Origin of the sequence: [Collinsella] massiliensis (genome assembly GCF_002161605.1) — a bacterium.
Lineage (GTDB): Bacteria > Actinomycetota > Coriobacteriia > Coriobacteriales > Coriobacteriaceae > Enorma.
The window spans coordinates 26991-53313 of sequence record NZ_NFIE01000012.1; the positions used below are offsets into that span (position 1 = coordinate 26991).

General features: G+C 68.0%; 24 protein-coding genes and 3 tRNA genes. 18 read left to right on the forward strand and 9 right to left on the reverse strand.

What is annotated here, in order from left to right; genetic code table 11:
* The first annotated feature begins 201 nt into the window (after positions 1-201).
* Both serC and B5G02_RS06145 read left to right on the forward strand, forming a co-directional pair.
* Entirely contained in the window at positions 202-1302 is a 1101-nt protein-coding gene (gene serC, locus B5G02_RS06140; protein WP_094335587.1) for a 3-phosphoserine/phosphohydroxythreonine transaminase, read from the forward strand.
* A gap of 63 nt (positions 1303-1365) precedes the next feature.
* A complete protein-coding gene (locus B5G02_RS06145; RefSeq protein WP_094335588.1) occupies positions 1366-2529 on the forward strand; it encodes a phosphoglycerate dehydrogenase in 1164 nt (387 codons plus the stop codon).
* A gap of 314 nt (positions 2530-2843) precedes the next feature.
* On the opposite strand, the gene B5G02_RS06150 is transcribed toward B5G02_RS06145, so the two are convergent.
* Complete coding sequence (locus B5G02_RS06150) at positions 2844-3902, reverse strand: hypothetical protein (protein WP_094335589.1); 1059 nt, start codon at positions 3900-3902, stop codon at positions 2844-2846.
* A gap of 491 nt (positions 3903-4393) precedes the next feature.
* Between B5G02_RS06150 and B5G02_RS06155 the strand changes: the two genes are divergently transcribed.
* Complete coding sequence (locus tag B5G02_RS06155) at positions 4394-5653, forward strand: DUF1015 domain-containing protein (protein WP_094335590.1); 1260 nt, start codon at positions 4394-4396, stop codon at positions 5651-5653.
* Positions 5654-5715: 62 nt separating this feature from the next.
* Here the strand turns inward: B5G02_RS06155 and B5G02_RS06160 are convergent, their stop codons facing one another.
* Both B5G02_RS06160 and B5G02_RS06165 read right to left on the reverse strand, forming a co-directional pair.
* On the reverse strand, positions 5716-6399 hold the full coding sequence (locus tag B5G02_RS06160; RefSeq protein WP_094335591.1) for a DUF1287 domain-containing protein: 684 nt from the start codon (positions 6397-6399) through the stop codon (positions 5716-5718).
* Between the two features lie 76 nt (positions 6400-6475).
* Positions 6476-7531 (reverse strand): putative manganese transporter, encoded by a 1056-nt coding sequence (locus B5G02_RS06165; RefSeq protein ID WP_094335592.1) that lies wholly within the window; start codon positions 7529-7531, stop codon positions 6476-6478.
* Positions 7532-7837: 306 nt separating this feature from the next.
* On the opposite strand from B5G02_RS06165, the gene B5G02_RS06170 reads away from it, so the two are divergent.
* The 9 genes from B5G02_RS06170 to B5G02_RS06210 all read left to right on the forward strand — a co-directional run bounded on the left by B5G02_RS06170 (position 7838) and on the right by B5G02_RS06210 (position 17212).
* On the forward strand, positions 7838-8815 hold the full coding sequence (locus B5G02_RS06170) for a 3'-5' exonuclease (protein WP_094335593.1): 978 nt from the start codon (positions 7838-7840) through the stop codon (positions 8813-8815).
* A 189-nt stretch (positions 8816-9004) separates the two neighbouring features.
* Positions 9005-9736, forward strand: coding sequence for an acyl-[acyl-carrier-protein] thioesterase (locus tag B5G02_RS06175; protein WP_094335594.1), 732 nt, complete (start codon positions 9005-9007; stop codon positions 9734-9736).
* Positions 9737-9795: 59 nt separating this feature from the next.
* Positions 9796-10281, forward strand: a complete 486-nt coding sequence (locus B5G02_RS06180) for a SixA phosphatase family protein (protein WP_094335595.1) — start codon at positions 9796-9798, stop codon at positions 10279-10281.
* A 406-nt stretch (positions 10282-10687) separates the two neighbouring features.
* Positions 10688-11017 carry an ArsR/SmtB family transcription factor gene (locus B5G02_RS06185; RefSeq protein ID WP_019238307.1) on the forward strand — a complete coding sequence of 110 codons (330 nt, stop codon included), beginning with the start codon at positions 10688-10690 and terminating at the stop codon, positions 11015-11017.
* A 39-nt stretch (positions 11018-11056) separates the two neighbouring features.
* On the forward strand, positions 11057-11278 hold the full coding sequence (locus tag B5G02_RS06190) for a cation transporter (protein WP_094335596.1): 222 nt from the start codon (positions 11057-11059) through the stop codon (positions 11276-11278).
* Positions 11279-11374: 96 nt separating this feature from the next.
* Positions 11375-13282: a heavy metal translocating P-type ATPase gene (locus B5G02_RS06195; protein WP_094335597.1), complete on the forward strand. Its 1908-nt coding sequence runs from the start codon at positions 11375-11377 to the stop codon at positions 13280-13282.
* 69 nt (positions 13283-13351) lie between these two features.
* Complete coding sequence (locus B5G02_RS06200; protein ID WP_094335598.1) at positions 13352-14404, forward strand: acyltransferase family protein; 1053 nt, start codon at positions 13352-13354, stop codon at positions 14402-14404.
* A gap of 171 nt (positions 14405-14575) precedes the next feature.
* Positions 14576-15211: a DedA family protein gene (locus tag B5G02_RS06205; protein WP_094335599.1), complete on the forward strand. Its 636-nt coding sequence runs from the start codon at positions 14576-14578 to the stop codon at positions 15209-15211.
* Positions 15212-15337: 126 nt separating this feature from the next.
* Positions 15338-17212 carry an ABC-F family ATP-binding cassette domain-containing protein gene (locus B5G02_RS06210; protein ID WP_094335600.1) on the forward strand — a complete coding sequence of 625 codons (1875 nt, stop codon included), beginning with the start codon at positions 15338-15340 and terminating at the stop codon, positions 17210-17212.
* A 103-nt stretch (positions 17213-17315) separates the two neighbouring features.
* Here B5G02_RS06210 and B5G02_RS10130 read toward each other — a convergent pair whose 3' ends face one another.
* The 4 genes from B5G02_RS10130 to rpsA all read right to left on the reverse strand — a co-directional run bounded on the left by B5G02_RS10130 (position 17316) and on the right by rpsA (position 20962).
* Complete coding sequence (locus B5G02_RS10130) at positions 17316-17477, reverse strand: hypothetical protein (protein WP_164476334.1); 162 nt, start codon at positions 17475-17477, stop codon at positions 17316-17318.
* 76 nt (positions 17478-17553) lie between these two features.
* A complete protein-coding gene (locus tag B5G02_RS06215; RefSeq protein ID WP_094335601.1) occupies positions 17554-18969 on the reverse strand; it encodes a Sapep family Mn(2+)-dependent dipeptidase in 1416 nt (471 codons plus the stop codon).
* A 43-nt stretch (positions 18970-19012) separates the two neighbouring features.
* Entirely contained in the window at positions 19013-19693 is a 681-nt protein-coding gene (locus tag B5G02_RS06220; protein WP_094335602.1) for an HAD hydrolase-like protein, read from the reverse strand.
* A gap of 102 nt (positions 19694-19795) precedes the next feature.
* On the reverse strand, positions 19796-20962 hold the full coding sequence (gene rpsA / locus B5G02_RS06225) for a 30S ribosomal protein S1 (protein WP_019238298.1): 1167 nt from the start codon (positions 20960-20962) through the stop codon (positions 19796-19798).
* 294 nt (positions 20963-21256) lie between these two features.
* Here rpsA and B5G02_RS06230 point away from each other — a divergent pair, with 294 nt between their 5' ends.
* Both B5G02_RS06230 and B5G02_RS06235 read left to right on the forward strand, forming a co-directional pair.
* On the forward strand, positions 21257-22021 hold the full coding sequence (locus B5G02_RS06230) for an HAD family hydrolase (protein WP_094335603.1): 765 nt from the start codon (positions 21257-21259) through the stop codon (positions 22019-22021).
* A 68-nt stretch (positions 22022-22089) separates the two neighbouring features.
* Positions 22090-23412 (forward strand): serine dehydratase subunit alpha family protein, encoded by a 1323-nt coding sequence (locus B5G02_RS06235; RefSeq protein WP_094335604.1) that lies wholly within the window; start codon positions 22090-22092, stop codon positions 23410-23412.
* 177 nt (positions 23413-23589) lie between these two features.
* Here B5G02_RS06235 and B5G02_RS06240 read toward each other — a convergent pair.
* Together B5G02_RS06240 and B5G02_RS06245 are read right to left on the reverse strand one after the other, a co-directional pair.
* Positions 23590-23663: transfer RNA gene (locus B5G02_RS06240), tRNA-Cys, on the reverse strand.
* 43 nt (positions 23664-23706) lie between these two features.
* Positions 23707-23782 (reverse strand) — tRNA-Gly (locus B5G02_RS06245).
* Positions 23783-23959: 177 nt separating this feature from the next.
* On the opposite strand from B5G02_RS06245, the gene B5G02_RS06250 reads away from it, so the two are divergent.
* From B5G02_RS06250 to B5G02_RS06265, 4 genes are all read left to right on the forward strand, one after another.
* Positions 23960-24883, forward strand: coding sequence for a putative ABC transporter permease (locus tag B5G02_RS06250; protein WP_094335605.1), 924 nt, complete (start codon positions 23960-23962; stop codon positions 24881-24883).
* Positions 24884-24988: 105 nt separating this feature from the next.
* Positions 24989-25474, forward strand: a complete 486-nt coding sequence (locus tag B5G02_RS06255) for an S-ribosylhomocysteine lyase (protein ID WP_094335606.1) — start codon at positions 24989-24991, stop codon at positions 25472-25474.
* Between the two features lie 135 nt (positions 25475-25609).
* A tRNA-Val gene (locus tag B5G02_RS06260) sits at positions 25610-25684 on the forward strand.
* Between the two features lie 341 nt (positions 25685-26025).
* Complete coding sequence (locus B5G02_RS06265) at positions 26026-26304, forward strand: hypothetical protein (RefSeq protein WP_094335607.1); 279 nt, start codon at positions 26026-26028, stop codon at positions 26302-26304.
* The last annotated feature ends 19 nt before the right edge of the window (positions 26305-26323 follow it).

Consider the following 26323-nt stretch of genomic DNA (forward strand, 5'->3'; position numbering starts at 1 on the left):
CGCTCGCCCCCATTGTACCCGCCCGGGGCCGCGGGCGCGCGAAATGGGTTGGTTGGGGACGTGTTCCTTTCAACCCCTTTTCGGGGGCGCCGTGAAATCCGAGTGTTTCACTAGGGTTACGCCGGCATCGGGTGGGTCGGCCCCGCCCCGCCTATGGTAGAGTGTGTCGCACATCCGTCATCTCGAGCGGAAGGAGCCCCGATGGCACGCGTGCACAATTTCTCGGCCGGGCCGGCAGCCCTCCCCGAGCGCGTCCTGCAAGAAGCCGCAGCCGAGCTCATGGACTACCAGGGCTGCGGCATGTCCGTCCTGGAGATGAGCCATCGGTCGGCCGCCTATCGCGAGATCATCGACGACGCGGAGGCCACGCTCCGCCGCATCGTGGGCATCCCCGACTCCTACCGCGTCCTCTTCCTGCAGGGCGGCGCCACGCTGCAGTTCGCCGCGGTGCCCATGAACCTCATGCGCACGGGGCGCGCGGGCTACGTGGTCTCGGGCGTGTTCTCGGGCAAGGCCCAGCGCGAGGCGGAGCGCTACGGGCGGGCCGAGGTCCTCGCCACGAGCGAGGCGGAGGGCTTCACGCGCATCCCCGACCTCGCGCCCGTCGAGGAGCGCGCGCAGGCCGACGACCTCGACTACATCCACATCTGCCAGAACAACACCATCTACGGCACCATGTACCACGAGCTGCCCCGCTGCTTGGACGTGCCCCTCGTGGCAGACGTGTCGAGCTGCTTTCTCTCCATGCCCCTCGACATCGAGCGCTACGGGCTCGTCTACGCCGGCGCGCAGAAGAACGCGGGGCCGGCGGGCGTCACCATCGTCATCGTGCGCGAGGACCTCATGGGCGCGGGCGCCGCGCTCCCCTGCTGCCCCACCTACCTCGACTACCGCACGCAGGCGGACGCGGGCTCCATGCTCAACACCCCGAACACCTTCGGGATCTACCTCTGCGGCAAGGTGTTCCGGTGGGTGGAGGACGAGGGCGGCCTCGTTGCGATGGAGGCGCGCAACCGCGAGAAGGCCGCGCTCCTCTACGGCCTCCTCGACCGCAGCACGGTCTTCCACGCGGTCGCCGAGCCGGCCTCCCGCTCCATCGCCAACGTCACGTTCCGCTGCTCCACGCCCGAGCTCGACGCGGAGTTCGTCGAGGGCGCGCGGGCGCGCGGCATCGAGGGCGTGCGCGGCCACCGCGCCGTGGGCGGCATGCGCGCGAGCATCTACAACGCCGTGAGCCTGGACGACGTCCGCGCCCTGGCGGCGTTCATGGAGGAGTTCGAGTCCCGGCACCGCATCGGGTAAGATACCGTACACGCCCGGCCGCCCCCCGCGCGCGGCCGGGAAGCACAGCCTAGGGAGCACAGCATGCGCAAGATCAAGATCATCGACGACATCACCAAGGACGGCCAGGTCACCTTCGGCACGGGCTACGAGTTCGTGGATGACGCCTCCTCGGCGGACGCCATCCTCATGCGCTCGACCGACCTGCACGGCTACGACCTGCCCGCGGGCATCCGCGCCATCGCCCGCTGCGGCGCCGGCGTGAACAACATCCCCGTCGAGGAGTACGCCAAGCGCGGTGTGGTGGTGTTCAACTCCCCCGGCGCGAACGCGAACGCCGTCAAGGAGATGGTGCTCTGCATGATGGTGCTCGCGAGCCGCGGCGTGGTGCAGTCGATGGAGTGGGTGCGCGAGAACGCCACCGACCCCGACATCTTCACGCACGCGGAAGGCGCGAAGAAGGCGTTCGTCGGCCATGAGCTGCGCGGCAAGCGCGTGGGCGTGATCGGTTTGGGCAACGTGGGGTCGAAGGTCGCCAACGCCTGCGTCTACCTGGGCATGGACGTGTACGGCTACGACCCGTTCATCTCCGTGGAGCACGCCTGGGAGCTCAGCCGCGACGTCCAGCGCGTGGGCACGCTCGAGGACCTCTGCCGCGGCTGCGACTACCTCACGCTCCACGTGCCCGCGAAGGCCGACACCTTCCACATGATCGGCGACGAGCAGCTCGCGCTCCTCGCCCCCGGCGCCGTGCTCATCAACTTCGCCCGCGAGTCCATCGTGGACGAGGACGCCGTCGACACCGCGCTGCACGCGGGGCGCCTCTCGTGGTTCGCCACCGACTTCGCCACGCCCAAGACGGTGCTCATGCCGAACACGTTCGTGACCACGCATTCCGGCGCGGGCACGGAGGAGGCCGAGGCCAACTGCGCCGACATGGCCATCTCCGAGCTCAAGGACTACCTGGAGAACGGAAACATCGCGCATTCCGTGAACTACCCGAGCTGCTCGATGGGCAAGGCGCGCGCCGCAAGCCGCATCGCGTGCCTGCACGCGAACGTGCCGAACATGATCGGCCAGATCACGCGCATCCTCGCCGACGACAACGCCAACGTCCAGCGCATGGTGAACGAGAGCGCCGGCGAGCACGCCTACACCATGTTCGACACCGACGAGCACCTGGGAGCGGACACGATCGAGGCGCTCAAGCGCATCCCCTCGATGTACCGCGTCCGCGTGATCAAATAGGGCTGTCGCGCCACCAAGATATGCACAGCGCACAGCCTGGCAGCGCGGTCCGAGCGTCTGGGCACCCGGCGCGCTCAAATTCATTCCAGTTGTGTGTGCTTCTCCGAGCGCAGAGAGCCAGCACGGCGTGTATAGAATTTCGCGACCTGCGGTTTTTCTGCCCTCTTCGCCCGGTGCCCGCGCACCATCCGAAAAGATACACACACAACTGGAATGAGTTTTCTGAGGTGTGCTGCGCGGGTGCAGGAAGCGTGCTGCCAAGCGCCCTTTTCGCGTTTCCGCACCACGCGTTACACGCCCGGAAAGCGCCCCCCTCACGCCAACGTCGCCCAATCGATGAAGAGTTTGGCGTTGAGCTCGCGCTCCCGGCCGACGAGCCGCTCGGTCTTCGGAATCCTGCGCTCCCCGAGCTCGCGTAGGATATAGGAGGCGATCTGCTCGAATACGCGCCGGTCGGACAGCTGCTCGTATGTTATTGGGATGACCGTGTACCCCATGCTTTGCAGTGCCGCCAGCCGGGTCGCATCGGATAGCGCACTCTCGGCGTTGTCGTGCATAAGCTTGCTTTGGCACTCGACGATGACCGACCGGCTTCCATCGCGGCTGTGCATGAGCAAGTCCGCGACGCAGTATGTTTTGTCCGCCATCAAGCGCGCGGACCGGATGAGGTCGATGCGCTCGTTCAAGTAAATGGGGCTGACCCCCTCCCCACCCACACGCCGGGATAGGCCGAGCTTCATGGCCGCCTGTACCTCAAGAGGAGAGGCCGCGTTCTCGCACATCAAGCCGAGCGCCTGGACGAACGATTTGTAGCCCTTGCGGCCGCGCGCCCGCTCGGAAAACGCCTGCAGTTCCGAGCGCGTGACGAGCGGGGGTCGGTGCCAGAGATCGGTTGTGCGCCCACTCCGGTCGAGCACCGGGCGCCATCCGTCGAGCTCGGGCAGGCTACGTGCCTCGATAAGGGAATCGAGTTGCGCGCGCAGCGTCGGGTTGAGCGGGCAGACCGCGAAGGTGCCGCAGAGCTCGCTCATCGCCATGGCAAGCGTGATGACATCGACCTTGAGCGCCATGGTGAACAAGGTCAGCGCGGGAGAAGCGACGTGCATCTCGCTGCCAAGCTCGGTGAAGTCGCCGAGCTCGGGGTGCAGGCCGCACACATGGCCGACGAGGTTGTCCGAGCAAAACCGCCCCTCGCGCGTGTCGCTCAGGACGTGCAGCGGCTTGTCGAGCAGGCCGAGCGGGCGCTCGCACGCCAGGAAACGATACCGACCTCCTCGCGTGGCAAGATCGATGGGGTCATCAATCATCGCGAGGACGACCGGGGGCACCCGATGGAGGGCAAACGCGGTTGTTGAACAAAACTTCATGTCCATGTCATAACGCTACTGCCATTGCAAGCCTCTGCAATTGAGAATCTGAATTTCTCCCTCGCGACCTTGCAAAAACCTTGTCGCAAATCTGACAAGAATCTGACAGCTAAAATGCCTGGTAAATATAGGTGCGCAAAACCCCGTGGAAAACTCATTGTCGGAATCGAGGTGACATCTCGGAGGCGCATACGGCTCCGCACGGCCACGCAAGAAGTTCATTCCAGTTGTGTGTGCTTCTCTGGGCGCAAGGAGCCGTCACGATGCGCTTCGGATCTCGCGACCTGCGGTTTTCCTGCACCCTACGCCGTGTGTCTGCGCACCGTCCGAAAAGATACACACACAACTGGAACGAATATTCTGCGCCCGCCCTTGCGGGCAGTCGACGCCGTCAATTCGGCGTAAACGGGGCGTGCGGCGTTTCCCTTTCGGGCGCGACCATGCAACAATAGGGCGATACACGAGCGGTAGCTTGCCAGCCACGATAAGGAGCCTCCATGCGCGTTCTTCCTTTCCCCTGCATACGACCAGTCCCGGAGCGCGCGGCGGAGGTCGCGGCGCTTCCCTACGACGTCTTCGACCGCGCGGAGGCGGCCGCGTACGTCGCGGGGCACCCGCGCTCCTTCCTCGCCATCGACCGGCCTGAAACCCAGTTCCCGTCCGAACAGGACATGTACGCGCCCGAGGTCTACGCGCGCGCAGCCGAGCTCTTGCGGGAGCGCATCGAGGACGGCACCTACATCGAGGACCGCACGCGCGCCTACTACATCTACGAGCTCGCCTGGCAGGGACGCGTGCAAACGGGGCTCGTGGGCGTGTGCGCCATCGACGAGTACGAGGACGGCATCATCAAGCGCCATGAGCTCACGCGACAGGAGAAGGAGCGCGACCGCATCGAGCACATCCGCGCGCTCGCCTGCCAGACCGGCCCCATCTTCCTCACCTATCGCGACGAGCCGGTGCTCGGCATCATCATCGCCGCCGCGAAGGAGGGCTCGCCGCTCTACAGCTTCACCGACGAGGACGGCGTGCGCCAGACCGTCTGGGAGGTCGCGCGCCCGGAGGCCGTCGAGGCCATCCACGCCATGTTCGAGCACATCCCCTGCGCCTACATCGCCGACGGCCACCATCGCGCCGCCTCCGCAGTACATGTGGCGCAGGAGCTCCGCGGCGAGGCGAGGGCCGCGGGCACCTATACGGGCACTGAGCCGTTCAACTACTTCCTCTCCGTGCTCTTCCCGGCGAGCGAGCTCACCATCCTGCCGTACAACCGCGTGGTATCCGATCGCTGCGGCATGACGGGCGCGGAGCTCGCGGCGCGCATCGCGGAGGCGGGGTTCACCGTCGAGCGCGCGGACGCGCCCGTGACCCCCGAGGCGCCCGGGACGTTCGGCATGTATGCCGAAGGGACCTGGTGGAAGCTCGGCCTCGGCGAGGGACTCGCCGCGCAGGTCGCCGCGGGCGACGCCGTGAGCCGGCTCGATGCGAGCGTGCTGCAGGAGCACGTGCTCGTGCCGATCCTCGGCATCGGCGATGTGCGCGAGGACCCGCGCATCTCGTTCGTGGGCGGCATCCGCGGCGTGCGCGAGCTCGAGGAGCGCGCCGGCACCGCGGGCGCAGCGTTCTCGCTCCACGCGACCGGCATCGACCAGCTGCTCGCCGTCGCCGACGCCGGCCTGCTCATGCCGCCGAAATCCACCTGGTTCGAGCCGAAGCTCAGAAGCGGCCTCTTCATCCACCGCATCGCGAAAGCCTGAGCGCACGGGGCTGCAGACGGCGACTCCTTGCTGCGATGAAAAGCTAGCCCGTCACGGCCGCGCTACCCCAGGCGGTAATGCCCGACGACCTCACCAAACGAGGCGAGCGCGTCCTCTTCGTAGGCGAGCTGGAACGGGCTCGCCTGGTGGATGAGGTAGGGCACGCCGTCCGCGTTCCGGCGGTCGCTCACGATGCCCACGTGCCCGTCGTAGACGACGACGTCACCGCCCTGCCAGGCGTTGATGTCGGCCGTGTCGCAGGTGAGCGCCTCCGCATGGCGTTCGAGGTAGACCCGCACGTTCGGCACACGGCGAAAATCGATGTCCGCGTCGGGCTCAAAGATGCCGTAGGCCTCGGGCGCGGCGGCGATGTCCTCGGCCATGAGCGCGCGCAGGTCGAACCCCGCCCCGCGCAGGGCGAACGCCACGACATCCGTACAGACACCGCAGCCGTCGTCCGGATACCCGCCCGCGTAGTACGCGCTCCGATACCGCGGGCGCGTCTGCACGTAGGCGAGCGCGCTGTCGAGGATGTCCGTCTGGTCGTCGATGCCGTCCCCGTCGCGGTCGCGCTGCGAGCGGTACCGCGGGATGGAGGCAGCGAAGCGGTCGACAGGGCGCGCGGCGGAGGTGATGCATGCCGCTCCCGTCGCGACGGACGCGACGAGGCAGCCGAGCATGACCGCGACCATAGCCGCCGCGAGGCACGCGATGAGCGCTCGGCGACGTCCCGTGCGCTTGCCCATGCCGGCACCTCCCTTGCCCCGAGCGGCGCGAAACGGCTGGCAACTTGCCCCGCCGCGTCCCGCCCGAACCGCCACGCTACACGATCGAGAAGAAAAGCCCCCACAACACGCCCGCCGCGAACAGCATGGCGAGGATCACCAGGTTCTCGCGGACGTTGCGGTTGGCGCGGAACAGCACGAGGAAGCCCACGCCCGCCGCCACGAGCGTACCGGCCATGAGCGGACCGAACCCGAGCACGCCCTCGAGGTAGAGCTGGGTGACGACCACGCTCGCTGCGCAGTTGGGGACGAGCCCCACGAGCGCCGCGGCGAAGACCGCGAGCCCCTTGTTGGCGGAGAGCAGCGTCGCGAGCGCGTCCTCCCCGACCGTCTCGAGCACGACCACCAGGATGAGGGTGGTCACGAAGATGAACGCCGTCACCTGGATGGTGTGCGAGAGCGCACTGCGCACGATGGAGGCGGCGCCCCCGTGCCCATGGCTGTGGCCGTGGTCGTGCCCGCACGCGCAACCGTGCGCGGCATCGTGCGCGTGCCCCGCCCCGTGTGCGTCAGCGCTTCCATGCCCATGGCCCTCGTCCACGTCGTCGCAGCCGCACCGGTCCTGCTCGCACAGGCGATGGATGTGCTCGACGCCCTCGCCCGCCTCGGCCATCTCGTCCACGAGGTCGGGCTCGCCCGCGCGCCGCGCGGTCAGGCGGCGCGCCGCGGCATGCAGGCGCGCGTTGCGCTTAACGAGCCGAAGCAGCGCGTCGATGACGACGCCCGTGATCAGCGCCACGAGCGCCTTGCACAGAAGGATCGCAGCGAGGCGCCCCGGGTCGACGTGTTCGGCCACGAGCAGGGGCAGCATCTCGTCCGATGTCGAGAGGAAGACCGAGACGAGCGTCCCGAGCGTGATGACGCGCCCGGCGTAGAGCGTCGCCGCCATCGCCGAGAACCCGCACTGCGGGATGATGCCGAGCAGCGCGCCGACCACCGGGCCGGCCGCTCCCGCGCGGCGCACGAGCGCGGTCGCCCGCGAGCCGGCCGCGTGCTCGAGCGCCTCGAGCGCGAGGTAGGTGACGAAGAGGAACGGCACGAGCGGCAGCGTGTCCTCGAGCGCGTGTTCCACCAGATGTACGACGAGTTCCATAGAAACGCCGTTTCCCTTCTTTCGTAATGCACGCGCCACCGGCCGCCACGGGCGGCGCCGTCGTGCTAGGATACAGGTCGGAGGCCGCCCGACGGCAATCGGGGGCGCAGGCTCTCACGTGGTGCCGGGGCGTCCGCTGATGCCGAGCTCGCGCGGGGAGTCGAGCCCCCTGCGGGCGCGAGCCGGGCGGTGCGCCGACCCCTCCAAGGGTTCATACCCCTCACGGCGGCACCGTTTCGCCTCCTCGGAATCTGCTATTGTACGCACGATAGTTTAACTCAGCAAACTTTACTCGCACGGAAGGTGATGGCCGTGAACGTTGAGCAGGCCCTCGATTACACGATGCAGCCCTCGATGCCGCTCCTCTTCGGGGGCGACGCCGCGCTTCAGTCCGAGCGGCAGCGCAACGAGGAGGCGCTGCGGGCGCTGCTCGACGCGTTCACCGGCGACGAGGACCCCGGCTTCCCCTTCGACGTCGTGCGCGAGCTCGCCGACCGCAACCGCGCCCTGTGCGATCAGATCGGCGAGGAGAAGCTGCGCAACCTGAACTCCGTGGCACTCGCGCGGAGCCTCTCGGAGGCGGACCTCTGCCGGGGCATCGCGGCCATGCAGCAGCGCCCCGCCTCCGAGGTGGAGCGCGAGGTCGCGGGCGACCGCGACGCGCTCGCCGTCGCCTACGTGAGCGCGCCGGTGCGCGGGGTGGTCATCGGCATCGATATCGAGACCACCGGCACCGCCCCGGAGCGCGGCTACATCATCAACATGGGCCTCGAGCTCATGGAGCTCGCCGCGGACTCGAAGCCGTTCGCGGGCGGCGAGCGCTTCTACGGCCTGCCCGAGGAGCCCTACCGCACCACAGGCGTCCCCCTCACGCGCATCCACGGCATCACCTGGGACGACCTCGAGGGCAAAACGCCCTTCCGCGCCGACACGGAGGCCCAAGCCGGCCTGCTCGACCTCATGAAGCGCTACCCCATCATGGCGCATAACGCCGCGTTCGAGGATTCGTGGTTCCGCCTGCACCTCAACGGCTACGCCGAGGCGCGGCGCGCCGGGCAGATCGCGGTCATCGACTCGCGCGACATCTGCCGCAGGCTCGACGGCGAGGTCGCCGCGCTCCCGCGCGAGAGCGCGCCCGCGAGCCTGGAGAACTGGGCGCGGCGCCGCGGGACGCTCGCCCAAGACGAGAAGGAGCGGCACCTGGGCCTCGCCGACGCCGACCTCATGCTCCGTACCGTGCAGGCGGAGTTCGCGCGCAAGAACATGTTCTCGCCCCGGGCGTAGGCGCGCGCAGGCGGAAGCGACGCCGACGCGCCGCTCGCAACAGCGCCAGCGCCCACGCGCGGGATGCGGTGCGAGCATCGCCCCGTGCCACTCGGTACCCCGCCCGCCGCGCCGCATCCGACACGCTCCACACCGTGCTATCCTCACAGGGAACATCCCGACCCATCCCGCACCTTTGGAGGCCATCGTATGACCACGGCAGCACCGGGCACGAGCGCGGTTTTCGAATTCGACGCGCGCATCCGCTATAGCGAGGTGGATCATCGCGGCCAGCTCACCCTCCCCGCGCTCATCGACTACTTCCAGGATTGCAGCACCTTCCAGTCGGAGGAGCTCGGCGTGGGCATGCTGTGGCTCAAGGAGCACCAGCGCGCCTGGGTGCTCACCCATTGGCAGATCGTCATCGAGCGCTACCCCCGCCTCGCCGAGCGCGTCACGGCGGGGACGTTCGCGAGCTCGTTCAAGAGCCTCTCGGCCACGCGCTTCTTCTTCCTGCGCGACGAGGCGGGTTCCCTCATCGCGAAGGCGCGCTCCACGTGGGCGCTCATCGACCTTGCAAGCGGCCGACCCATCCGACCGACCGAGGAGGACACCGCCCCGTACGGCACGCACGAGCCACTTCCCATGCCCGAGGAGACGCGGCGCGTGCGCGTGCCCGATGCCCTGGCGCCCTGTGAGCCGCTCACGGTGCTCCGCCACCAGATCGACACGAACGAGCACGTCAACAACGGCCAATACATGCAGATCGCCCTCGAGGTGCTGCCGAGCGACATCGTGCCCGCATGCGTGCGCGTGGACTATCGGCGCTCGGCGGTGCTCGGCGACACCATCTATCCCCGGTTCGCGCAGGAGGACGGGCGCACCGTCGTCGTCCTCGATGCCCCGGACGGCAAACCGTACGCCGTCGTCGAGTTCAGCTGAGGCCCTCGCTGGGTATCACAAGGGTATGCAGCAGATACCCCGAGGGATAGGAGAACCTCATGGATCGCATGCTCATCCTCGTCCGCCATGGCCGCGCCGAGCGGGCGCAGCCCGGCATGGCTGACGCCGACCGCTCCCTCACGCCCGACGGGCTGGCGGCGCTTGCCGCGCCGGACGGGTTCGCCCGCTCGTTCTCGCTCCTCGGCGCCGAGGAGCGCGCCGCGGCCGTGGTCTGGACGAGCCCCGCGCTCCGCGCCCGGCAGACGGCGGAGGCCGTGGTCGCGGCGATCGGCGAGCGGCCGGTCACGCCGCTCCCCAGCCTCTTCGAGCAAGACGAGGAGGCGTTTCTCGATGCGCTCCGCGCAAGCGACGCGCCGTGCGTCATCGCTGTGGGGCACATCCCGTTCATGGAGCGCGTCGCCGAGCGCCTCTGCGGGGCGGAGCTGAGCTTCTCCCCGGGCGCCGTAGCCTGCATCCGGCTCGATTTCTGCCCCGACCCGTTCGCATCCGACCTGCTTTGGTTCGTCCAGGGGCCGAACACATAGGCAGGGCTCGCGGGATCCCTCGCACATTGAAGTCGTTTCCGTCGCCGCCCCGGTTCCCTTGGGATCGGGGCGGTTTCGGTGTGCCCGCCTTCCTGCGCGCGTGCTCGAGCCTCGATACTGTGTGGGATTTCGAATCCGGCGCGTAGCCAGCCCGAACGGCGCGGAAAACCGCAGGTGGGCTTCGGCCGCATGCGCGGTCTACTCGGCGAGCGCCCAATCCCACTCAGTATCGAGGCTCGAGCATGCTCCAGGGGCGCCGTTCTCGTGGTGGACACGCTCCTGCACGGGAAAATGAGCGCGCCTGGCGCCAAAATTGATCCCCTTTTTCCTTGACATATGAATATGCGTTCATATAATCATAGATAACAACATCTGAACGTATGCACATATGTTGAAAGGAGCGAGCATGACCGACACCACCGCGACCGCGGTACCCGGCGACGAGCCCTGCATGCCCGACGAGGAGCTGCTGCTCGACCTCGCCGACCTCTTCAAGGTGTTCAGCGACACGACGCGCATCAAGATCCTGTACGCGCTCTTCGACACGCCGCGCTCCGTGGGCGACATCGCCGAGACCATCGGCGCCACGCAGAGCGCCGTGAGCCACCAGCTCCGCATCTTGAAGCAGGCGCGCCTCGTGCGCTTCGACCGCGACGGGCGCAGCCTCATCTACTCGCTCGCCGACGACCACGTTCACACCATGCTCGCCCAGGGCATGAGCCATATCTGCGAATAAGCCGCGCGGCACCGCGCGCTGCGAAGAAAGGAACCCGCCATGCGCAAGTCATTCAAACTCGACGAGATCGATTGCGCCGTCTGTGCCCAGAAGCTCGAGGACGCCATCGGCAAGCTCCCCGGCGTGGAGAAGGCGCGCGTGAACTTCCTGACCCAGAAGCTCACCCTCACCACGGCCGACGACGCCGACTTCGACGAGGTGCTCGACCGCGTGGTGAAGCTCACCGCCGACATCGAGCCCGACTGCGAGATCCTGCGCTAACCGCCTCGCCCCGTCGGAGCGCGGAGCAGCCTCCTGTCGAACACATGAACATATGCTCATATAGGCAACGTTGAAAAACCCCTGGGGTGTTTTTACATGAACAAGAAGCAGCGCGCATGGCGCAACCGCATCCTCCTCGCAATTGGCCTCTTCGCCGTCATCCTGGTTGCCGAGAAGACGGGCGTGCTCGCGCGGGCGTTCGGATCGTACAGCCCGTATGTCGCGTTCGCCCTCTACCTCGTGCCCTACCTCATCGCCGGCTACGAAGTGCTCATCAAGGCATGGCGCAACATCCGTCGCGGGCAGGCGTTCGACGAGGCCTTCCTCATGACCGTCGCCACCATCGGCGCCTTCGCCACCATCCTCTTCCCCGAGACCGAGCCCCAAGCGGCCGAAGGCTGCGCCGTCATGCTCTTCTACCAGGTGGGCGAGCTCTTCCAGAGCTACGCCGTGGGCAAGAGCCGCAAGTCCATCAGCGAGATGATGGACATCGCGCCCGACTACGCCAACATCGAGCGCGACGGCGAGCTCGAGGAGGTCGACCCGGACGAGGTCGCGGTGGGCAGCATCATCGTCGTCAAGCCCGGCGAGCGCGTGCCCATCGACGGCGTCGTGACCGAGGGCGCCTCGCAGCTCGACACCGCCGCCCTCACGGGCGAGAGCATCCCGCGCCATGTAGAGCCCGGGGCGGAGGTCATCTCCGGCTGCATCAACATGACGGGCGTGCTGCGCATCCGCACCACGAAGCCCTTCGGCGAGTCCACGGTGAGCCGCATCCTCGAGCTCGTGGAGAACGCGAGCGAGAAGAAGGCGCGCACCGAGAACTTCATCACGCGGTTCGCCCGCGTGTACACGCCGGTCGTCACGATCTCGGCCGTGCTCCTCGCCGTGATCCCGCCGCTCGCGGGCATGGGCGCCTGGTCCGACTGGCTGCTGCGCGGCCTCACCTTCCTCGTGGTGAGCTGCCCGTGCGCGCTCGTCATCTCCGTACCGCTCAGCTTCTTCGGCGGCATCGGCGGGGCCTCCAAGCTCGGCGTCCTCGTCAAGGGCTCGAACTACCTCGAGCTGCTCTCGAAGGTCGACACCGTGGTCTTCGACAAGACGGGCACCCTCACGAGCGGCACCTTCAACGTCGTCGCCGTGCACCCCGAGGCGGGCGTCGACCCCGACTACGTGCTCAGCAATGCCGCCTATGCCGAGGCGTTCAGCGACCACCCCATCGCCGTTTCCGTGCGCGCCGCCTACTCCGGCGTCATCGACCAGGCGCGCATCGCCGACGTCCGCGAGGAGTCCGGCCACGGCGTCTCGGCGCGCGTGGACGAGCACGTGATCATGGTGGGCAACGACAAGCTCATGAGCGAGCACGGCAACTCGTGGCACGACTGCGACCTCACCGGCACGATCCTGCACGTCTCGGTCGACGGCGAATACGTGGGGCACATCGTCATCGCCGACGTGGTGAAGGACGACGCCGCCCAGACCATCCGCGACCTGCACGCCGCGGGCGTGAAGCGCTGCGTCATGCTCACCGGCGACCGGCGCGACGTGGCAGAGGCCGTGGGGGCGCAGCTCGGCATCGACGAGGTGCGCGCGCAGCTCCTGCCCGCCGACAAGGTCAGCGCCGTCGAGCACCTGCTCGGCCTCGAGCGCGGCGACGGCAAGCTCGCCTTCGTGGGCGACGGCATCAACGACGCGCCCGTGCTCATGCGCGCCGACGTGGGCATCGCCATGGGCGCGATGGGGTCGGACGCCGCCATCGAGGCCGCCGACGTGGTGCTCATGGACGACAAGCCCTCGAAGATCGCGAGCGCCATGCGCATCGCCCGCAAGACCATGCGCATCGTCTGGCAGAACATCGTCTTCGCCATCGGCGTGAAGGTCGTGATCCTCGTGCTCGCCGCCTTCGGCATCGCCAACATGTGGCTCGCCGTGTTCGGTGACGTGGGCGTGGCCATGATCGCGATCCTGAACGCCATGCGCGCGATGCAGGTCTCGAAGCGGTAGCCGCACCGCGCCGCGTGATACCATGGGTCGGGCACCCGCCCATCCCCGCGAGGGCGAGGTGCGCGACCCATGGCATCGGCATCGAGGGGAGGCGCCGTGGCGGAGGCACGCGGGCGCATCGCGCGCTTCGACAACGTGAAGGGGCTGCTCATCATCCTCGTGGTGGCGGGGCACTTCATGCATCCCATCCATAACGACAACCCGGTCCTGAGCTACCTGTTCGACCTCATCTACCTCTTCCACATGCCGCTCTTCGTGTTCATGTCGGGGCTCTTCGCCAAGGGCGCCTACCGGGACGGGCGGCTCAACGTGAACCGCATGGTCTCCTTCGCGCTGCTGGGGCTTGCCTACCAGGTCGCCTACCTGGCGATCAGCGGGCTGCTCGCGCCGGCGCGCATCCTGCGCTTCACCTCCGCGCCGTGGTACCTCATCGGCATGGTGTGGTGGTACCTGGCAACGCCCGTGCTCGCGCACGTCCCCGCGCCGGCGGGCGTGGCGATAAGCCTGGTCGCTGCGCTCCTCGGCGGCTGCATCGACATGTCCGACGGCTTCCTCGCCATCAGCCGCTCCATCGCCTTCCTCCCCTATTTCGCGCTGGGGTACTACTGCACCACCGACCGCGTCGAGCGCATCGCGCGGAGCCGCTGGCCCTGGGCGGCGGTCGCGGCGTTCGCTGGCCTCGCCGTCGCGCGCGCGGTGGACGCCCATGCCTTCGACTGGTTCTTCCCCATGGTGTACGGCGACAACCCCTACACCCACGGCGTGCTGCCGGGCATGCTCGCGAAGCTCACCGCGATCGCATGCGCCGTCGTCTGCTCGCTCGCCGCTCTCAAGCTCGTGCCCGCGGCGCGCGGCGCGCTCACGCGCCTCGGCGAGCGCACCCTCCAGGTCTACGTGCTCCACCGCCTCATCCGCGCCTGGCTCACGTTCCAGACGCCCTTCTACCACCTGCCCGTCCTCCTCGACCCCCTCGTGGGCACGGCGATCATCCTCGCCCTGTCCGGCGGCGTCACGGCGATCTGCGCCTGGCGCGGCTTCGAGCGGCCGTTCGCGCGCTTCATGGCCGTCCGCTGGCTCCCCGCGCCCAAAGCTCCCGAGACGCCCGAGGAGTCCGGGCGATAGCGCACCGGGTGCGCGGAGCCCAGGATGCGCAGGCGGCCCAACCGCGCAGGCACCCGCGTCGCCGCATACGTAGGTACCGTGGAAAACGCGCCGCCGCGGCGCGCATGGGCTACACTTTCCCCCAGCGTAACGACGGCTCCGCCCCGGGGCCGCTTGCATGAGGGGACATCCATGGAAGAGCTCTTCTTCAACTTCATCGACCAGTTCGGCTACTTCGCCGTGGGCGCGCTCATCTTCATCGAGAACGTCTTCCCGCCCATCCCGAGCGAGCTCATCCTGCCGCTCGGCGGCTTCTTCACCACCTCGACGGACTTGACGCTCCCGGGCGTCATCATCGCCGCGACCATGGGCTCGGTGCTCGGCGCCTTCATCCTCTACGGCATCGGCTGGGTGCTCAACCGCGACCGCCTCATGCGCTTCTTCGAGACGCGCCCCATGCGCCTTCTGGGCTTCAAGGGCGACGACATCTCCAAGGCCATCGACTGGTTCGACCGCCGCGGCCAGATCTCGGTGCTCATCTGCCGCTTCGTGCCCATCGTCCGCAGCCTCATCTCCATCCCCGCCGGCGTGGCGCGCATGAACATGGTGCGCTTCGCCCTCTACACCCTGCTGGGCTCGGCGGTGTGGAACACCGTGCTGTGCTCGCTCGGCGCGGCGGCGGGCAGCGCCTGGGAGACGGTGACCGAGCAGGCCGAATGGGTGTCCGACATCGTGAAGTACGTCATCATCGCCATCGTCGTCATCGTCGCGGTCTGGTGGATCTGGAAGCGCATCATCCCGAACCTCAAGCAGGAGCGCGAGCGCTAGGGCGCGCGACCCCGCCCCGCCCCGAGGGGCGGGCACAGCCGCATGCGGGCGCCGCGCGGGGCGCAGGTGCATGGTGCTAAGATGGGTTCCGAAACCGACCTATCACCCCTATCCTGAAGGGACGTTATGGCGATCCTGCTCGGCTGCGACGACATCTCGCTCGAGTTCCCCACCAAGCGCGTGCTCGCGCACGTGACGCTCGGGGTGAACGAGGGCGACCGCATCGGCATCGTCGGCCGCAACGGCGATGGGAAATCCACGCTTCTGAACCTCTTGGCCGGCGCGCTCGAGCCGGACGACGGCCGCGTGACGCACCGGCGCGGCCTGCGCATCGGCCTGCTCGGCCAGCGCGACGCGCTCGACGACGCCGAGACCGTACACCACGCCGTCGTGGGCGATGCACCCGAATACGAGTGGGCCTCCTCGCCGCGCGTGCGCGACGTGCTCGCCGGCCTCATCCACGACGTGCCCTGGGACGGCACCGTGGGCGCGCTCTCGGGCGGGCAGCGCCGCCGCGTCGACCTCGCCCGGCTGCTCATCGGCGACTACGACGTGCTCATGCTCGACGAGCCCACGAACCACCTCGACATGCGCACCATCAACTGGCTCGCGCACCATATGCAGAACCGCTGGCAGGCCGGCGCGGGCGCGCTGCTCATGGTCACACACGACCGCTGGTTCCTCGACGAGGTCTGCACCTCCATGTGGGAGGTGCACGACGGCACGGTCGACCCCTTCGAGGGCGGCTACTCCGCCTACATCCTGCAGCGCGTCGAGCGCGACCGCCTGGCGCAGGTGGCCGAGGAGCGGCGGCGCAACATGGCGCGCAAGGAGCTCGCCTGGCTCTCGCGCGGGGCGCAGGCGCGCAGCACGAAGCCGAAGTTCCGCGTCGAGGCCGCCCGCGAGCTCATCGCCGACGTGCCGCCCCTGCGCAACGAGCTCGAGCTCAAGCGCCTCGCTGTGGCGCGCCTGGGCAAGCAGGTCATCGACGTGCTCGACGTGACGGCGGGCTATGACGACGCCGCGCCCGGCACCGATGGCACCAGCACTCCCGCTCCCGCCGTCCTCGAGGACGTGACCTGGCTCATCGGCGCGGGCGACCGCTTCGGCCTCCTCGGCGAGAACGGCGCGGGCAAGTCCACCCTGCTCGATGTGGTGCGCGGCAAGCTCGAACCGCGCGCGGGGCGCGTGAAGATCGGCAAGACGGTGCGCTTCGGCATGCTCTCGCAGCAGCTCGACGAGCTCACGCCCCACCTGAACGACACGATCCGCGAGGTGCTCTCCCACTACAAGCAGCGCTACGTCATCGACGGCAAGGAGACGAGCCCCGAGAAGCTCCTTGAGCGTCTCGGCTTCACCACGCAGCAGCTCTGGAGCCGCATCGCCGACCTGTCCGGCGGCCAGCGCCGGCGCCTCATGCTCCTGCTCACGATCCTCGAGGAACCCAATGTGCTCATCCTCGACGAGCCGGGCAACGACCTCGACACGGACATGCTCGCCATCGTGGAGGACCTGCTCGACGGCTGGCCGGGCACCCTCATCCTCGTGACGCACGACCGCTACCTCATGGAGCGCGTCACCGACCAGCAGTTCGCGCTCATCGACGGGCACCTGCGCCACGTGCCGGGCGGCGTGGACGAGTACCTGCGGCTCGTGGAATCCGCCGCGCGGGACGCGGACGAGGGCGGCAAGCGGGGCGCGGGCGCACCCGGCAACAGCGCTCAGGGTGCGGAGGTCACAGGGCCCGCGCAAGCTCCCGATGACGCGCCCAAGCTCTCCAACGCCGAGCGCCAGCGCCTGCGCAAAGAGGTCGCCTCGCTCGAACGGCGCATCGCCACGCAGCGCTCGCGCATCGAGGGGCTCGAGGCCGAGATGGTCGATATCGCCCCGACCGATTACCTCGCGCTCGAGGCCCAGCAGGAGAAGATCTCGCAGGCGCGCGCCGACCTCGACGAGCTCGAGACCTCCTGGCTCGAGGCGTCGGAGGCGCTCGAGGGGTAGCGTGACACGGGGACGGAGCACCCCCCCCTCCCCCACTTCACACAACGGAGCCCGCCGGCACCGCGACCGAGGTCGCACGTGCCGGCGGGCTCCTGCATGAGCGCTACCGCTTCTTGCGCGGGCGGGGCTTCCGCTTGCGGGCGGCAACCTCCGCCGCATCCCCGCCGCGCGCCTGCTCCTGCCGCTCCGCCTGCCGCTTGCGCGCCAGGTACCATCCGAAGACCATCGCCGCCGCGATGATGGCGATGTACACGATCTGATCCATCTGCGATTCCCCTCGCGACGCGCGGTACGGCGGTCGAGCACGTCGCCCCCGCCGCGTACCGCGCGCCCTCAACGTCCTACAGGTCGAGCTCCATGAGCCGGGCGAGCGCGAGGATGTAGATCTTGAGCGCCCGACGCAGCTCAGCCTCGTTCGCGCCCTCGTTCGCGCCGTGCATGGGGCCGACCCATTCCGGGAAGCCCGAGGTGTCGCCCTCCGGCCCGAACGAGACCGCGCAGGGGAAGTTCCGCGCGTACGTGCCGCCGCCCATCGAGAACGGCTCGGCCGGCTCGCCGGTGACCTCGCGGTACACATCGAGGAGCGCCTGCACGGCCGGGTGGTCGGCGGAGACGGAGAACGGCGGCTTCACGGACGCCACCTCGAACGACGCGCCGTGCTCCGCGGCGAGCGCGCCAAGACGCCGCTCGAGCTCCTCGGAGGTCGTGCTGTCGGGGTAGCGGATGTCGAGGGAGAGCGTGATGACGCCGTCGGCCATAACGATCTTGCCGGCATTGGAGGTGAGGGGGCCGAACGCCTCGCTCGCGGTGGCCACGCCGGAAGCCTCGCCGTAGGCATCGGCCGAGAGCACGGCAAGGAGCTCGACGAACGCGCGCTCCGTAGGTGCCAGCAGATCGGAGTTCGCGCGCAGGAAGGAGACGACGAGCTTGAGGGCGTTGACCGTCCCCTCGGGCGTCGAGGCGTGGCCGCCGACGCCGTGCGCCGTGATGCGGGCGACGCCGGGACGGACGGCCTCGACGGTGAGCCGGTCGGCGAGCTCAGCGGGCACCGCGAGCGCGTCGGCATCGACCGCGAGCTCCACGATGGACTCGCCCGGAATCGCGTTCGACACCTCCGCGGCGGTCCAGGAGCGGATCACCCCGTCCTCGATGGGAGCGCTCGAGAAGCGCGCATTGAAGCAGCCCTTCTCGGCGTTGCACACGGGGAAGGAGGCGTCGGGCGTGAACAGAAAGGCGGGCGCGTCGTGACCGGCGAGGTAGTGGTGGACGTCGGTCATGCCCACCTCCTCGTCGCAGCCCAGCAGCGCGCGGAAGGTGTAGCGCGGGGTGATGCCCTCGTGCGGGAAGAACGCGCCCGCGTACAGCGAGAGGACCGCGGGACCCTTGTCGTCGCTCACGCCGCGGCCGATCAGCCAGCCTTCGCGGCGCTCGACCTGGAAGGGGTCCGTCGCCCAGCCGGGGCCTGCCGGCACGACGTCGACGTGCGCGATCGTGGCGACCTGCGTCGCCTGCTCGCCGGGGATGTCGCCCCAACCGAGGTAGCCCGCATCCTCACCGGTCTCGTACCCCAGGCGGCGCGCGATGGCGAGGCCGCAATCGAGGGCGCCCCGCACCTCCGGGCCGAAGGGCGCGCCCTCGGACCCCTTCGCGCTATCCGCGACGGACGGATGGCTCACCAGCTCGGCGATGTCCGCCACCACGTCCTCCCAGACCTCGTCGATATAGGCGTCGACGCGCGCCGTCAGCTCTGCATCCATCGCAGTCCCTCCGGTTTCCCTGAACGAACGTTCCTTCCCTATCTTACGCCGTAAGCGAACAGCCCAGCAGCGCGGCGAGCTCATCGGCATCCGTGCACAGGGCATCCGCGCCCGCGCGCTCGAGCTCGGCGCGGGCGTCCTCGTCGCGGTAGATGCCGATGCACGGCAGCCCCACCGCATGCGCGCCCTCGACATCGAAGCGCCGGTCGCCCACGAGCACGGCATCGCCGGGCGCGGCACCGAGGCGCTCCAGGCACGCACGCACGCACGCCTCCTTGGTGTGGCGCACGCCGTCGATGCGTCCCACGATGGCGTCGAAGGGCGGCAGGGGCAGCGACGAGATCATCTGCTCCGCGGAACCCTGCAAACGCGAGGTCGCGACGCCCACGGTGCGCCCCGCAGCGGAGAGCGCCGCCACGAGCTCCGCCATCCCCGGGAAGACCGGGTAGTCCTCCGGCCGCGTCATCTGCGCGAAGGCGGCGCGATAGGTCTCGACGAGCCCCTCGGCCTCCTCGCGCGTCAGGTGCGCGACCTCCATGAAGCCGTCGACGATCGGCGGCCCGATGAGCAACTGCAGGTCGCCCACCGCGTCAAGGCTGAAGCCATGCGTCCGGAGCGTGTACTCGGCCGCCCGCTTCACCGCGGGACCGGTATCGGCGAGCGTCCCATCGAAATCGAACAGCACGACCGGACGGTCGAAGCGCCCCTCACTTCCCTGCGCCATGCGCGCACATCCCTTCCCCCCAGCATTCCAGCATGAAAAAGCGCCCTGATGCACATGGCACCAGGGCGCTCGGCTCTCAATGTACGGGATAGAACCCGGACGCTACTCGGCGTCCTCGGCCTTCTCCTCGGGCTTGTCGAGCGGGGCGACCTCGATCTCCACGCCGAGGGTCTCGGCGGCGGACTTCATCGACAGCGAGATGCGACGACGATCGAGCTCGATCTCCATGACCTTGACCTGCACCTTGGCGCCCACATGGGTGACCTGGCTGGGCTGGTCGACGTGCTTGTTGGCCATCTCGGAGATGTGCACGAGGCCCTCGATGCCCTCACCGAGGTCGACGAACGCGCCGAACGGCACGAGCTTCGTGACGGTACCCTCGACGATGGCGCCCACCGGGTACTTCTTGACGAGCGCGTGCCACGGATCCTCGGTGGTCTGCTTGAGGCCGAGGGAGATGCGCTCGCGGTTGAGGTCGACGTCGAGCACCTCGACCTCGATCTCCTGGCCGACCTTGACGACCTCGGAGGGGTGGTTGACGTGGTTCCAGGAGAGCTCGGAGATGTGCACGAGGCCGTCGATGCCGCCGAGGTCGACGAAGGCGCCGAAGTCGACGATCGAGGACACGGTGCCGCGCAGGCGCATGCCGGGCTTGAGCTTGGAGAGGATCTCCTGGCGCTCGGCCTTGCGGGACTCCTCGAGCACCACGCGGCGGGAGAGCACGACGTTGTTGCGGTTGCGATCCATCTCGATGACGCGCGCCTCGATGGAGGTGTGCAGGTACTGCGTGAGATCCTTCACGCGGCGCAGGTCGACGAGGGAGGCGGGCAGGAAGCCGCGCAGGCCGATGTCGAGGATGAGACCGCCCTTGACGACCTCGATGACCTCGCCCTCGACGTTCTCGCCGGAGTGGAACTTCTCCTCGATGCGGTTCCAGGCGCGCTCGTACTCGGCACGCTTCTTGGACAGCACGAGGCGACCCTCCTTGTCCTCCTTCTGGAGCACGAGGGCCTCGATCGGGTCGCCGATCTCGACGATGCTCGCCGGGTCGGCGTCCTTGCGGATGGACAGCTCACGGACCGGGATGACGCCCTCGGACTTGAATCCGATATCGACGAGGACCTCGTCCTTCCCGATCTTGACCACGGTGCCGTTGACGATGTCGCCCTCGTTGAAGTCGATCACCGAATCGTCATACAGGCTGTTCATCTCCTCCGGGGTGATGTCGTCATCCAGCGAGAAGATGGACGGGTTCTGAATCTCACTCAAAGGTGGACCCCTTTCGAAGTACGGGGCCCCGATTGCTCGAACCGGCTGATGCGCGCATATGCGGAAGGTCCGCTCACGCCACCGTTGGTACACTCGGGGGCCGATAGATACGAACGTGAACCGTATCGATTCACGAAGTAATAGGTTACGTTGAAATGCCCGCGTTTTCAAGCACGTCGTGCGATTTTTTCCGTGCGTAACCTGTTTTTTCGCTAGGTTTCATACCGGTTTTTATAGCATTTTGGGTAGAACGTGGTTCACGGCCGGACAGCGCGCGCTAAGGAGGAGAGCGGCATGCTCAAAGCGGTGGCCTTCGATATGGACGATACGTTGCTCAGCATCAACCTGACCGCCTTCATCGCCGTCTTCGCCCGCGACGAGGCGCGGCTGCTCGCCGACATCGGGCGCAAGAGCCCGCTCGCCGCCCTCGCCGGCTTGGGCGGCGTGCTCCACGACCTGAACGCCAACGCCCGCGCCGAGAGCGACGCGCGCACGAACCGCGCCTACGTCGACGACGAGATCGAGCGGCGCCTGGGCATCCCGCTTAGCGACCCCGTCATCGCCGACGCCTTCGAATACTATGAGCGCGAGGTGCTTCCCCGCAGAAACGACGGGGTCGTCGCCGCCCGCCCGCGCCCCGGCGCGCACGAGGCGGTCGAGGAGGTCGTGGACCGGGGCTTGCGCATCGCGCTCCTCACGAACCCGAGCTTCAGCCGCGCCTGCATCGAGTGCCGTATGGCCTGGGGCGGCATGCTCGACATGCCCTTCGAGCTCGTGACCACCATGGAGAACTCCACGCGCTGCAAGCCGGACGCCCGCTACTACCTCGAATCCCTCGAGGTGCTCGGGCTCGACCCGCACGAGGTGCTCATGGTGGGCAACGACCCCAAGCGCGACATCCCCTTCCCCGACTGCGGCATCCAGACCGCCTACGTGGGCCGCGGCACGCCGCCGCGCGCGACGTGGTGCGGGTCCATGGAGGACTTCGCCCGGAACTTCGATGAGGTGGAGGAACGGTTCTATATGCGCGCCGAACGGGAGGCGGGCAGGCCTCGTTGACGGCGTGCGGGCGGGCTGCAATGATGGAGGGGATTTCTGTCACCCGACCGCATCATAAGGAGCACACGATGGCCGAACCCCTCTCCCCCGCCGAACGCGACCGCACATTCTGCGACATCCTCAACCGCGAGCTCGTCTGCGCCCTCGGGTGCACGGAGCCCATCGCCGTCGCCTATGCCGCCGCGCTGGCGCGCGAGACCCTCGGCTGCGAGCCCGAGCGCCTCGAGCTCGACTGCTCCGGCAACATCATCAAGAACGTCAAGAGCGTCACCGTGCCCAACTCCGGCGGCCTCGCCGGGCTCGAGGCGGCCGCGACCCTCGGCGCCGTGGGCGGGAACGCCGCGAGCGCGCTCGAGGTGCTCGAGGACGTCGATGACGCGGACCGGGCGCGCACCCGCGAGCTGCTCGACCGTGCGGGTTATGCAGAGGTCTCGCTCGCCGTCGACGTGCCGAACCTCTATATCCGCGTGCGTGCCCACGCCTCCGGACATACCGCGGACGTCATCATCGCCGAACACCACACGAACGTCGCCTACCGCGCGCTCGACGGGGTGAGGCTCGACGGCGCCTACGACTCGCCCGAGGCGGTCGCGAGCGACGCGCGCGATGCGCACGACCAGGTGCTCTCCGCCCTCAGCCTCGAGGCCATCATCGAGTTCGCCGAGGACGGGGATATCGATGCCGCGCGCGACGCCCTCGAGCGCCAGCTCTCCCTGAACGACGCGATCTCGCGCGAGGGGCTCGAGCACGCCTGGGGCGCCGAGGTGGGCCGCACGCTGCTCGACAGCCGCGAGGACGACACCCCCTGCCGCGCCCGCGCCCGCGCTGCGGCCGGGTCAGACGCGCGCATGAGCGGCTGCGCGATGCCCGTCGTGATCGTGTGCGGCTCGGGCAACCAGGGCATCACCGCGTGCCTGCCCGTCCTGGAGTACGCCGAGCGCCTCGGGGTCGAGGGCGACCGGCTGCTGCGCGCGCTCGCCCTCTCCGACCTCGTCGCGATCCATGTGAAGAGCTACATCGGCGCGCTCTCGGCGTTCTGCGGCGCGGTGTGCGCGGCCTGCGGCGCGGGTGCGGCCATCACGTGGATGAGCGGCGGCACGCCCGAGCAGGTGGGCGCCACGATCGTGAACACCCTGGGCAACGTGGGCGGCATCGTGTGCGACGGCGCGAAGTCGAGCTGCGCGGCGAAGATCTCGGCGGCGGTGGACGCGGCCATCCTCGGGCACGACATGGCGATGGCCGGCCGGAGCTTCCGCGCGGGCGAGGGCCTCGTTCAGGAGACCATCGAGGAGACCATCGCGAGCATGGGCTACGTGGGCCGCGTGGGCATGAAGCCCACGGACGTGGAAATCTTGAACATCATGATCGGCAAGACCGAGGTGGGGCGCTAACGCGGGCTGCTCCGGCGGCGGGCGGGCATGCGTCCCGCCGACCGCGCGCGGATATATAGGTACGAGACGGATCCCGGTCGCGGTACGGCGGCCGGGATCTGTGCTATCGGGGGTGGACGGCCGCGCGCGGAAACAAAAAACCGGCAGCGGGTGAACCCGCCGCCGGCATGCGCTCGATGGAGGCGACGCCCAGATTCGAACTGGGGGTAAAGGCTTTGCAGGCCTCTGCCTTACCACTTGGCCACGTCGCCGATGAAAAAGGCCGAATGAAATCATCCGGCCCGTCTCATGCAATGGAGCGGACAACGGGGCTCGAACCCGCGACCCCAACCTTGGCAAGGTTGTGCTCTACCAACTGAGCCATGTCCGCTTGCGAGAAAGTACTATACGCAAGTTCCCCCCGTCTTGCAAGCATAAATTTCAACTTTTTTTGGATGCGCTCGTTACGAGGGCTTTTTCTGAATATATTTCCGGGCGGGTACAATGGTCGGCAAGCATTTCATACGAATCGAACTTCCGTCGCCACCTGCATCCGTAAGGAGACCGTGTGTTTCGCATCGTCGTGCTCATCGTCGCGCTCTTCCTCATCGCGCGCGGCATCTCGTACCTCATCCAGCGCTACCTCGCGGCGCGCGGCGCGGGCAGAACCTTCAAGCGGATGCTGCGCCAGGGACGCATCGACGCCGGCGTGTACGACGACGCCATCTGGACCGAGAGCTCCGCGTTCGGCCGCACCAAGCTCCGCCCCAAGATCTCGTCCGCGCAGCAGCGCGTCATCTACGAGGCCCGGCGCGCGCTACGTGAGGACTTCCTGAACGACCACGCCCCGGGGTTCTACCAATACATCATCATCTTCCTCGTCGCCTCGGTGCTCGGGCTCATCCTCGAGACGGTCTACATGTACGCCCTCTACGGCGTCGTGGAGAGCCGTGTGGGCCTGGTGTGGGGGCCGTTCTCGCCGCTCTACGGATTCGGCGCGGTGCTGCTCACCGCGGTGCTCTGGCCGCTGCGCAACCAGCCCATCTGGATAATCTTCGTCATCTCGGCGGGCATCGGCGGCATCCTCGAGCAGATCGCCGGCTGGGGCATGGAGACGGTCATGCACGCGTGGTCGTGGTCGTACCTGCACTTCCCCGACCACATCACGCAGTGGGTGGCGTGGCGCTTCCTCATCATGTGGGGCGTGCTGGGGCTCGCGTGGTGCAAGCTCATCATGCCGGAGATGCTCTTCCGCATCGGCGAGCCCACGACGCGCCGGCAGGCGGTGGTGGCGGGGCTCCTCGCGGCCTTCATCGCGCTCGACGTCAGCATCACGGTCATGTGCTTCTACCGCGCCGGCAAGCGCCAGGAGGGCATCCCGCCGCAGAACGTCTTCGAGGAGTACATCGACCGGCACTTCGGCGACGACTTCATCAGCGACACGTTCGAGAACATCAACCTCGACCGCGACAAGCGCCCCCGCACCCAATGAGTCATTTAGGGACGGGTTCAAAACGATACTTTTTGCTATGTTTAGGGACAGGCTTTGCACGAACGGCTTTGCACGAACGCACCGCATGACCCGAAAGGACGCACCATGGAGAAGATAGCGAGCTTCACCGTCGACCACCTCACGCTCGAGCCGGGCGTATACGTCTCGCGCGTCGACCGCGACCCCGCCACGGGCGCCGTGGTGACGACGTTCGACCTGCGCCTCACCGCGCCCAACCGCGAGCCCGTGATGAACACCGCCGAGGTGCACACCATCGAGCACCTGGGCGCGACGTTTTTGCGCAACGACCCCGAGTGGGCGAGCCGCGTAGTCTACTTCGGCCCCATGGGCTGCCGCACGGGCTTCTACCTCGTGGTGTTCGGCGAGGTGTCGTCGCGCGAGATCGCGCCGCTCGTGACGCGGCTCTTCGAGTTCGTCTGCGACTTCGAGGGCGAGATTCCCGGCGCTGCGGCGGCGGAGTGCGGCAACTACCTCGATCAGAACCTCCCCGCGGCACAATGGTGGGCGCGGCGCTACCTGGAAGGGACGCTCCGCGGGATCGATGAGGCGCACCTGGCGTACGGCGCGTAGGAGCTTGAGCGGCGGTGCGCGCGGCTGTCGATGCACGCCGCGCGGGAACGCAGATTCAAGTTTTTTCAAACTCCCGCTTTACATGGCGGGCGGGCTTCGGTATATTATCCCTTGCGCTGATGGCGCACCCTGAACGGGCGTTTAGCTCAGGGGGAGAGCGCTTCCCTGACACGGAAGAGGTCACAAGTTCAAATCTTGTAACGCCCACCACGAATGATACAGGTCAGAGGCTATGGTCTCTGGCCTGTTTTGGTATGTGCCGGTAGAAAGTGTCTTCATTTGCCGGCAGAGCCTGCATGGGCTCCATCAAGCTCAAGAACGCACCCAAGGCGCCCGTTGAGCCCGTGACACCTCACGCATGCGAACGGCAGCCCTTCTGGACCCGCCGCCCACCGGCGCATGATTCATTCGCATCGAAGCAAAATAAATTAGTGTACTCCGTTTCCCCTTGCCGTGCTGAGATACCACTACTAGCGACGACTCAACAAAGCGTTTCGCATCGCGCTATGCTCTCCCTTGACCCTGGAGTCGAACAAGGAAGGGAGCCGATCATGGTAGTTCTCGACAAGGAGAAGGTCGAGCGCTCGAACTGGCTGGACTACGACCGGCCGAGGACGGCGCGAGAGCACAGGGGGTACTGGTACGATCCGACCGACCCGGCCGCGTTCCACACGCCCGGGGAGATCGACGACCATATCGCGCGCGCCCGCGTGGCGAACGACATCGACGTATTCCGTCGCAACCCGGACATGCTCGCGCAGCTCAAGGCGCGCGTCGCCGAGCACCCCGAAGAGCGCGCGGGCTGGAAGCACGTCCTCGACGTGCTGTAGCGCGGCCTGCGGAGCGTAA

Coding starts and splice junctions, on each gene's coding strand:
- B5G02_RS06185 (WP_019238307.1), top strand. CDS start 10,688: ATGACCGACACCACCGCGACCGCGGTACCCGGCGACGAGCCCTGCATG.
- B5G02_RS06195 (WP_094335597.1), top strand. CDS start 11,375: ATGAACAAGAAGCAGCGCGCATGGCGCAACCGCATCCTCCTCGCAATT.
- B5G02_RS06230 (WP_094335603.1), top strand. CDS start 21,257: ATGCTCAAAGCGGTGGCCTTCGATATGGACGATACGTTGCTCAGCATC.
- B5G02_RS06150 (WP_094335589.1), bottom strand. CDS start 3,902: ATGGACATGAAGTTTTGTTCAACAACCGCGTTTGCCCTCCATCGGGTG.
- B5G02_RS06145 (WP_094335588.1), top strand. CDS start 1,366: ATGCGCAAGATCAAGATCATCGACGACATCACCAAGGACGGCCAGGTC.
- B5G02_RS06220 (WP_094335602.1), bottom strand. CDS start 19,693: ATGGCGCAGGGAAGTGAGGGGCGCTTCGACCGTCCGGTCGTGCTGTTC.
- B5G02_RS06200 (WP_094335598.1), top strand. CDS start 13,352: ATGGCATCGGCATCGAGGGGAGGCGCCGTGGCGGAGGCACGCGGGCGC.
- B5G02_RS06210 (WP_094335600.1), top strand. CDS start 15,338: ATGGCGATCCTGCTCGGCTGCGACGACATCTCGCTCGAGTTCCCCACC.
- B5G02_RS06265 (WP_094335607.1), top strand. CDS start 26,026: ATGGTAGTTCTCGACAAGGAGAAGGTCGAGCGCTCGAACTGGCTGGAC.
- B5G02_RS06255 (WP_094335606.1), top strand. CDS start 24,989: ATGGAGAAGATAGCGAGCTTCACCGTCGACCACCTCACGCTCGAGCCG.
- B5G02_RS06180 (WP_094335595.1), top strand. CDS start 9,796: ATGGATCGCATGCTCATCCTCGTCCGCCATGGCCGCGCCGAGCGGGCG.
- B5G02_RS06215 (WP_094335601.1), bottom strand. CDS start 18,969: ATGGATGCAGAGCTGACGGCGCGCGTCGACGCCTATATCGACGAGGTC.
- serC (WP_094335587.1), top strand. CDS start 202: ATGGCACGCGTGCACAATTTCTCGGCCGGGCCGGCAGCCCTCCCCGAG.
- B5G02_RS06160 (WP_094335591.1), bottom strand. CDS start 6,399: ATGGGCAAGCGCACGGGACGTCGCCGAGCGCTCATCGCGTGCCTCGCG.
- B5G02_RS06170 (WP_094335593.1), top strand. CDS start 7,838: ATGGCCGTGAACGTTGAGCAGGCCCTCGATTACACGATGCAGCCCTCG.
- B5G02_RS06165 (WP_094335592.1), bottom strand. CDS start 7,531: ATGGAACTCGTCGTACATCTGGTGGAACACGCGCTCGAGGACACGCTG.
- B5G02_RS06155 (WP_094335590.1), top strand. CDS start 4,394: ATGCGCGTTCTTCCTTTCCCCTGCATACGACCAGTCCCGGAGCGCGCG.
- B5G02_RS06175 (WP_094335594.1), top strand. CDS start 9,005: ATGACCACGGCAGCACCGGGCACGAGCGCGGTTTTCGAATTCGACGCG.
- B5G02_RS06190 (WP_094335596.1), top strand. CDS start 11,057: ATGCGCAAGTCATTCAAACTCGACGAGATCGATTGCGCCGTCTGTGCC.
- B5G02_RS06205 (WP_094335599.1), top strand. CDS start 14,576: ATGGAAGAGCTCTTCTTCAACTTCATCGACCAGTTCGGCTACTTCGCC.
- B5G02_RS06235 (WP_094335604.1), top strand. CDS start 22,090: ATGGCCGAACCCCTCTCCCCCGCCGAACGCGACCGCACATTCTGCGAC.
- B5G02_RS10130 (WP_164476334.1), bottom strand. CDS start 17,477: ATGGATCAGATCGTGTACATCGCCATCATCGCGGCGGCGATGGTCTTC.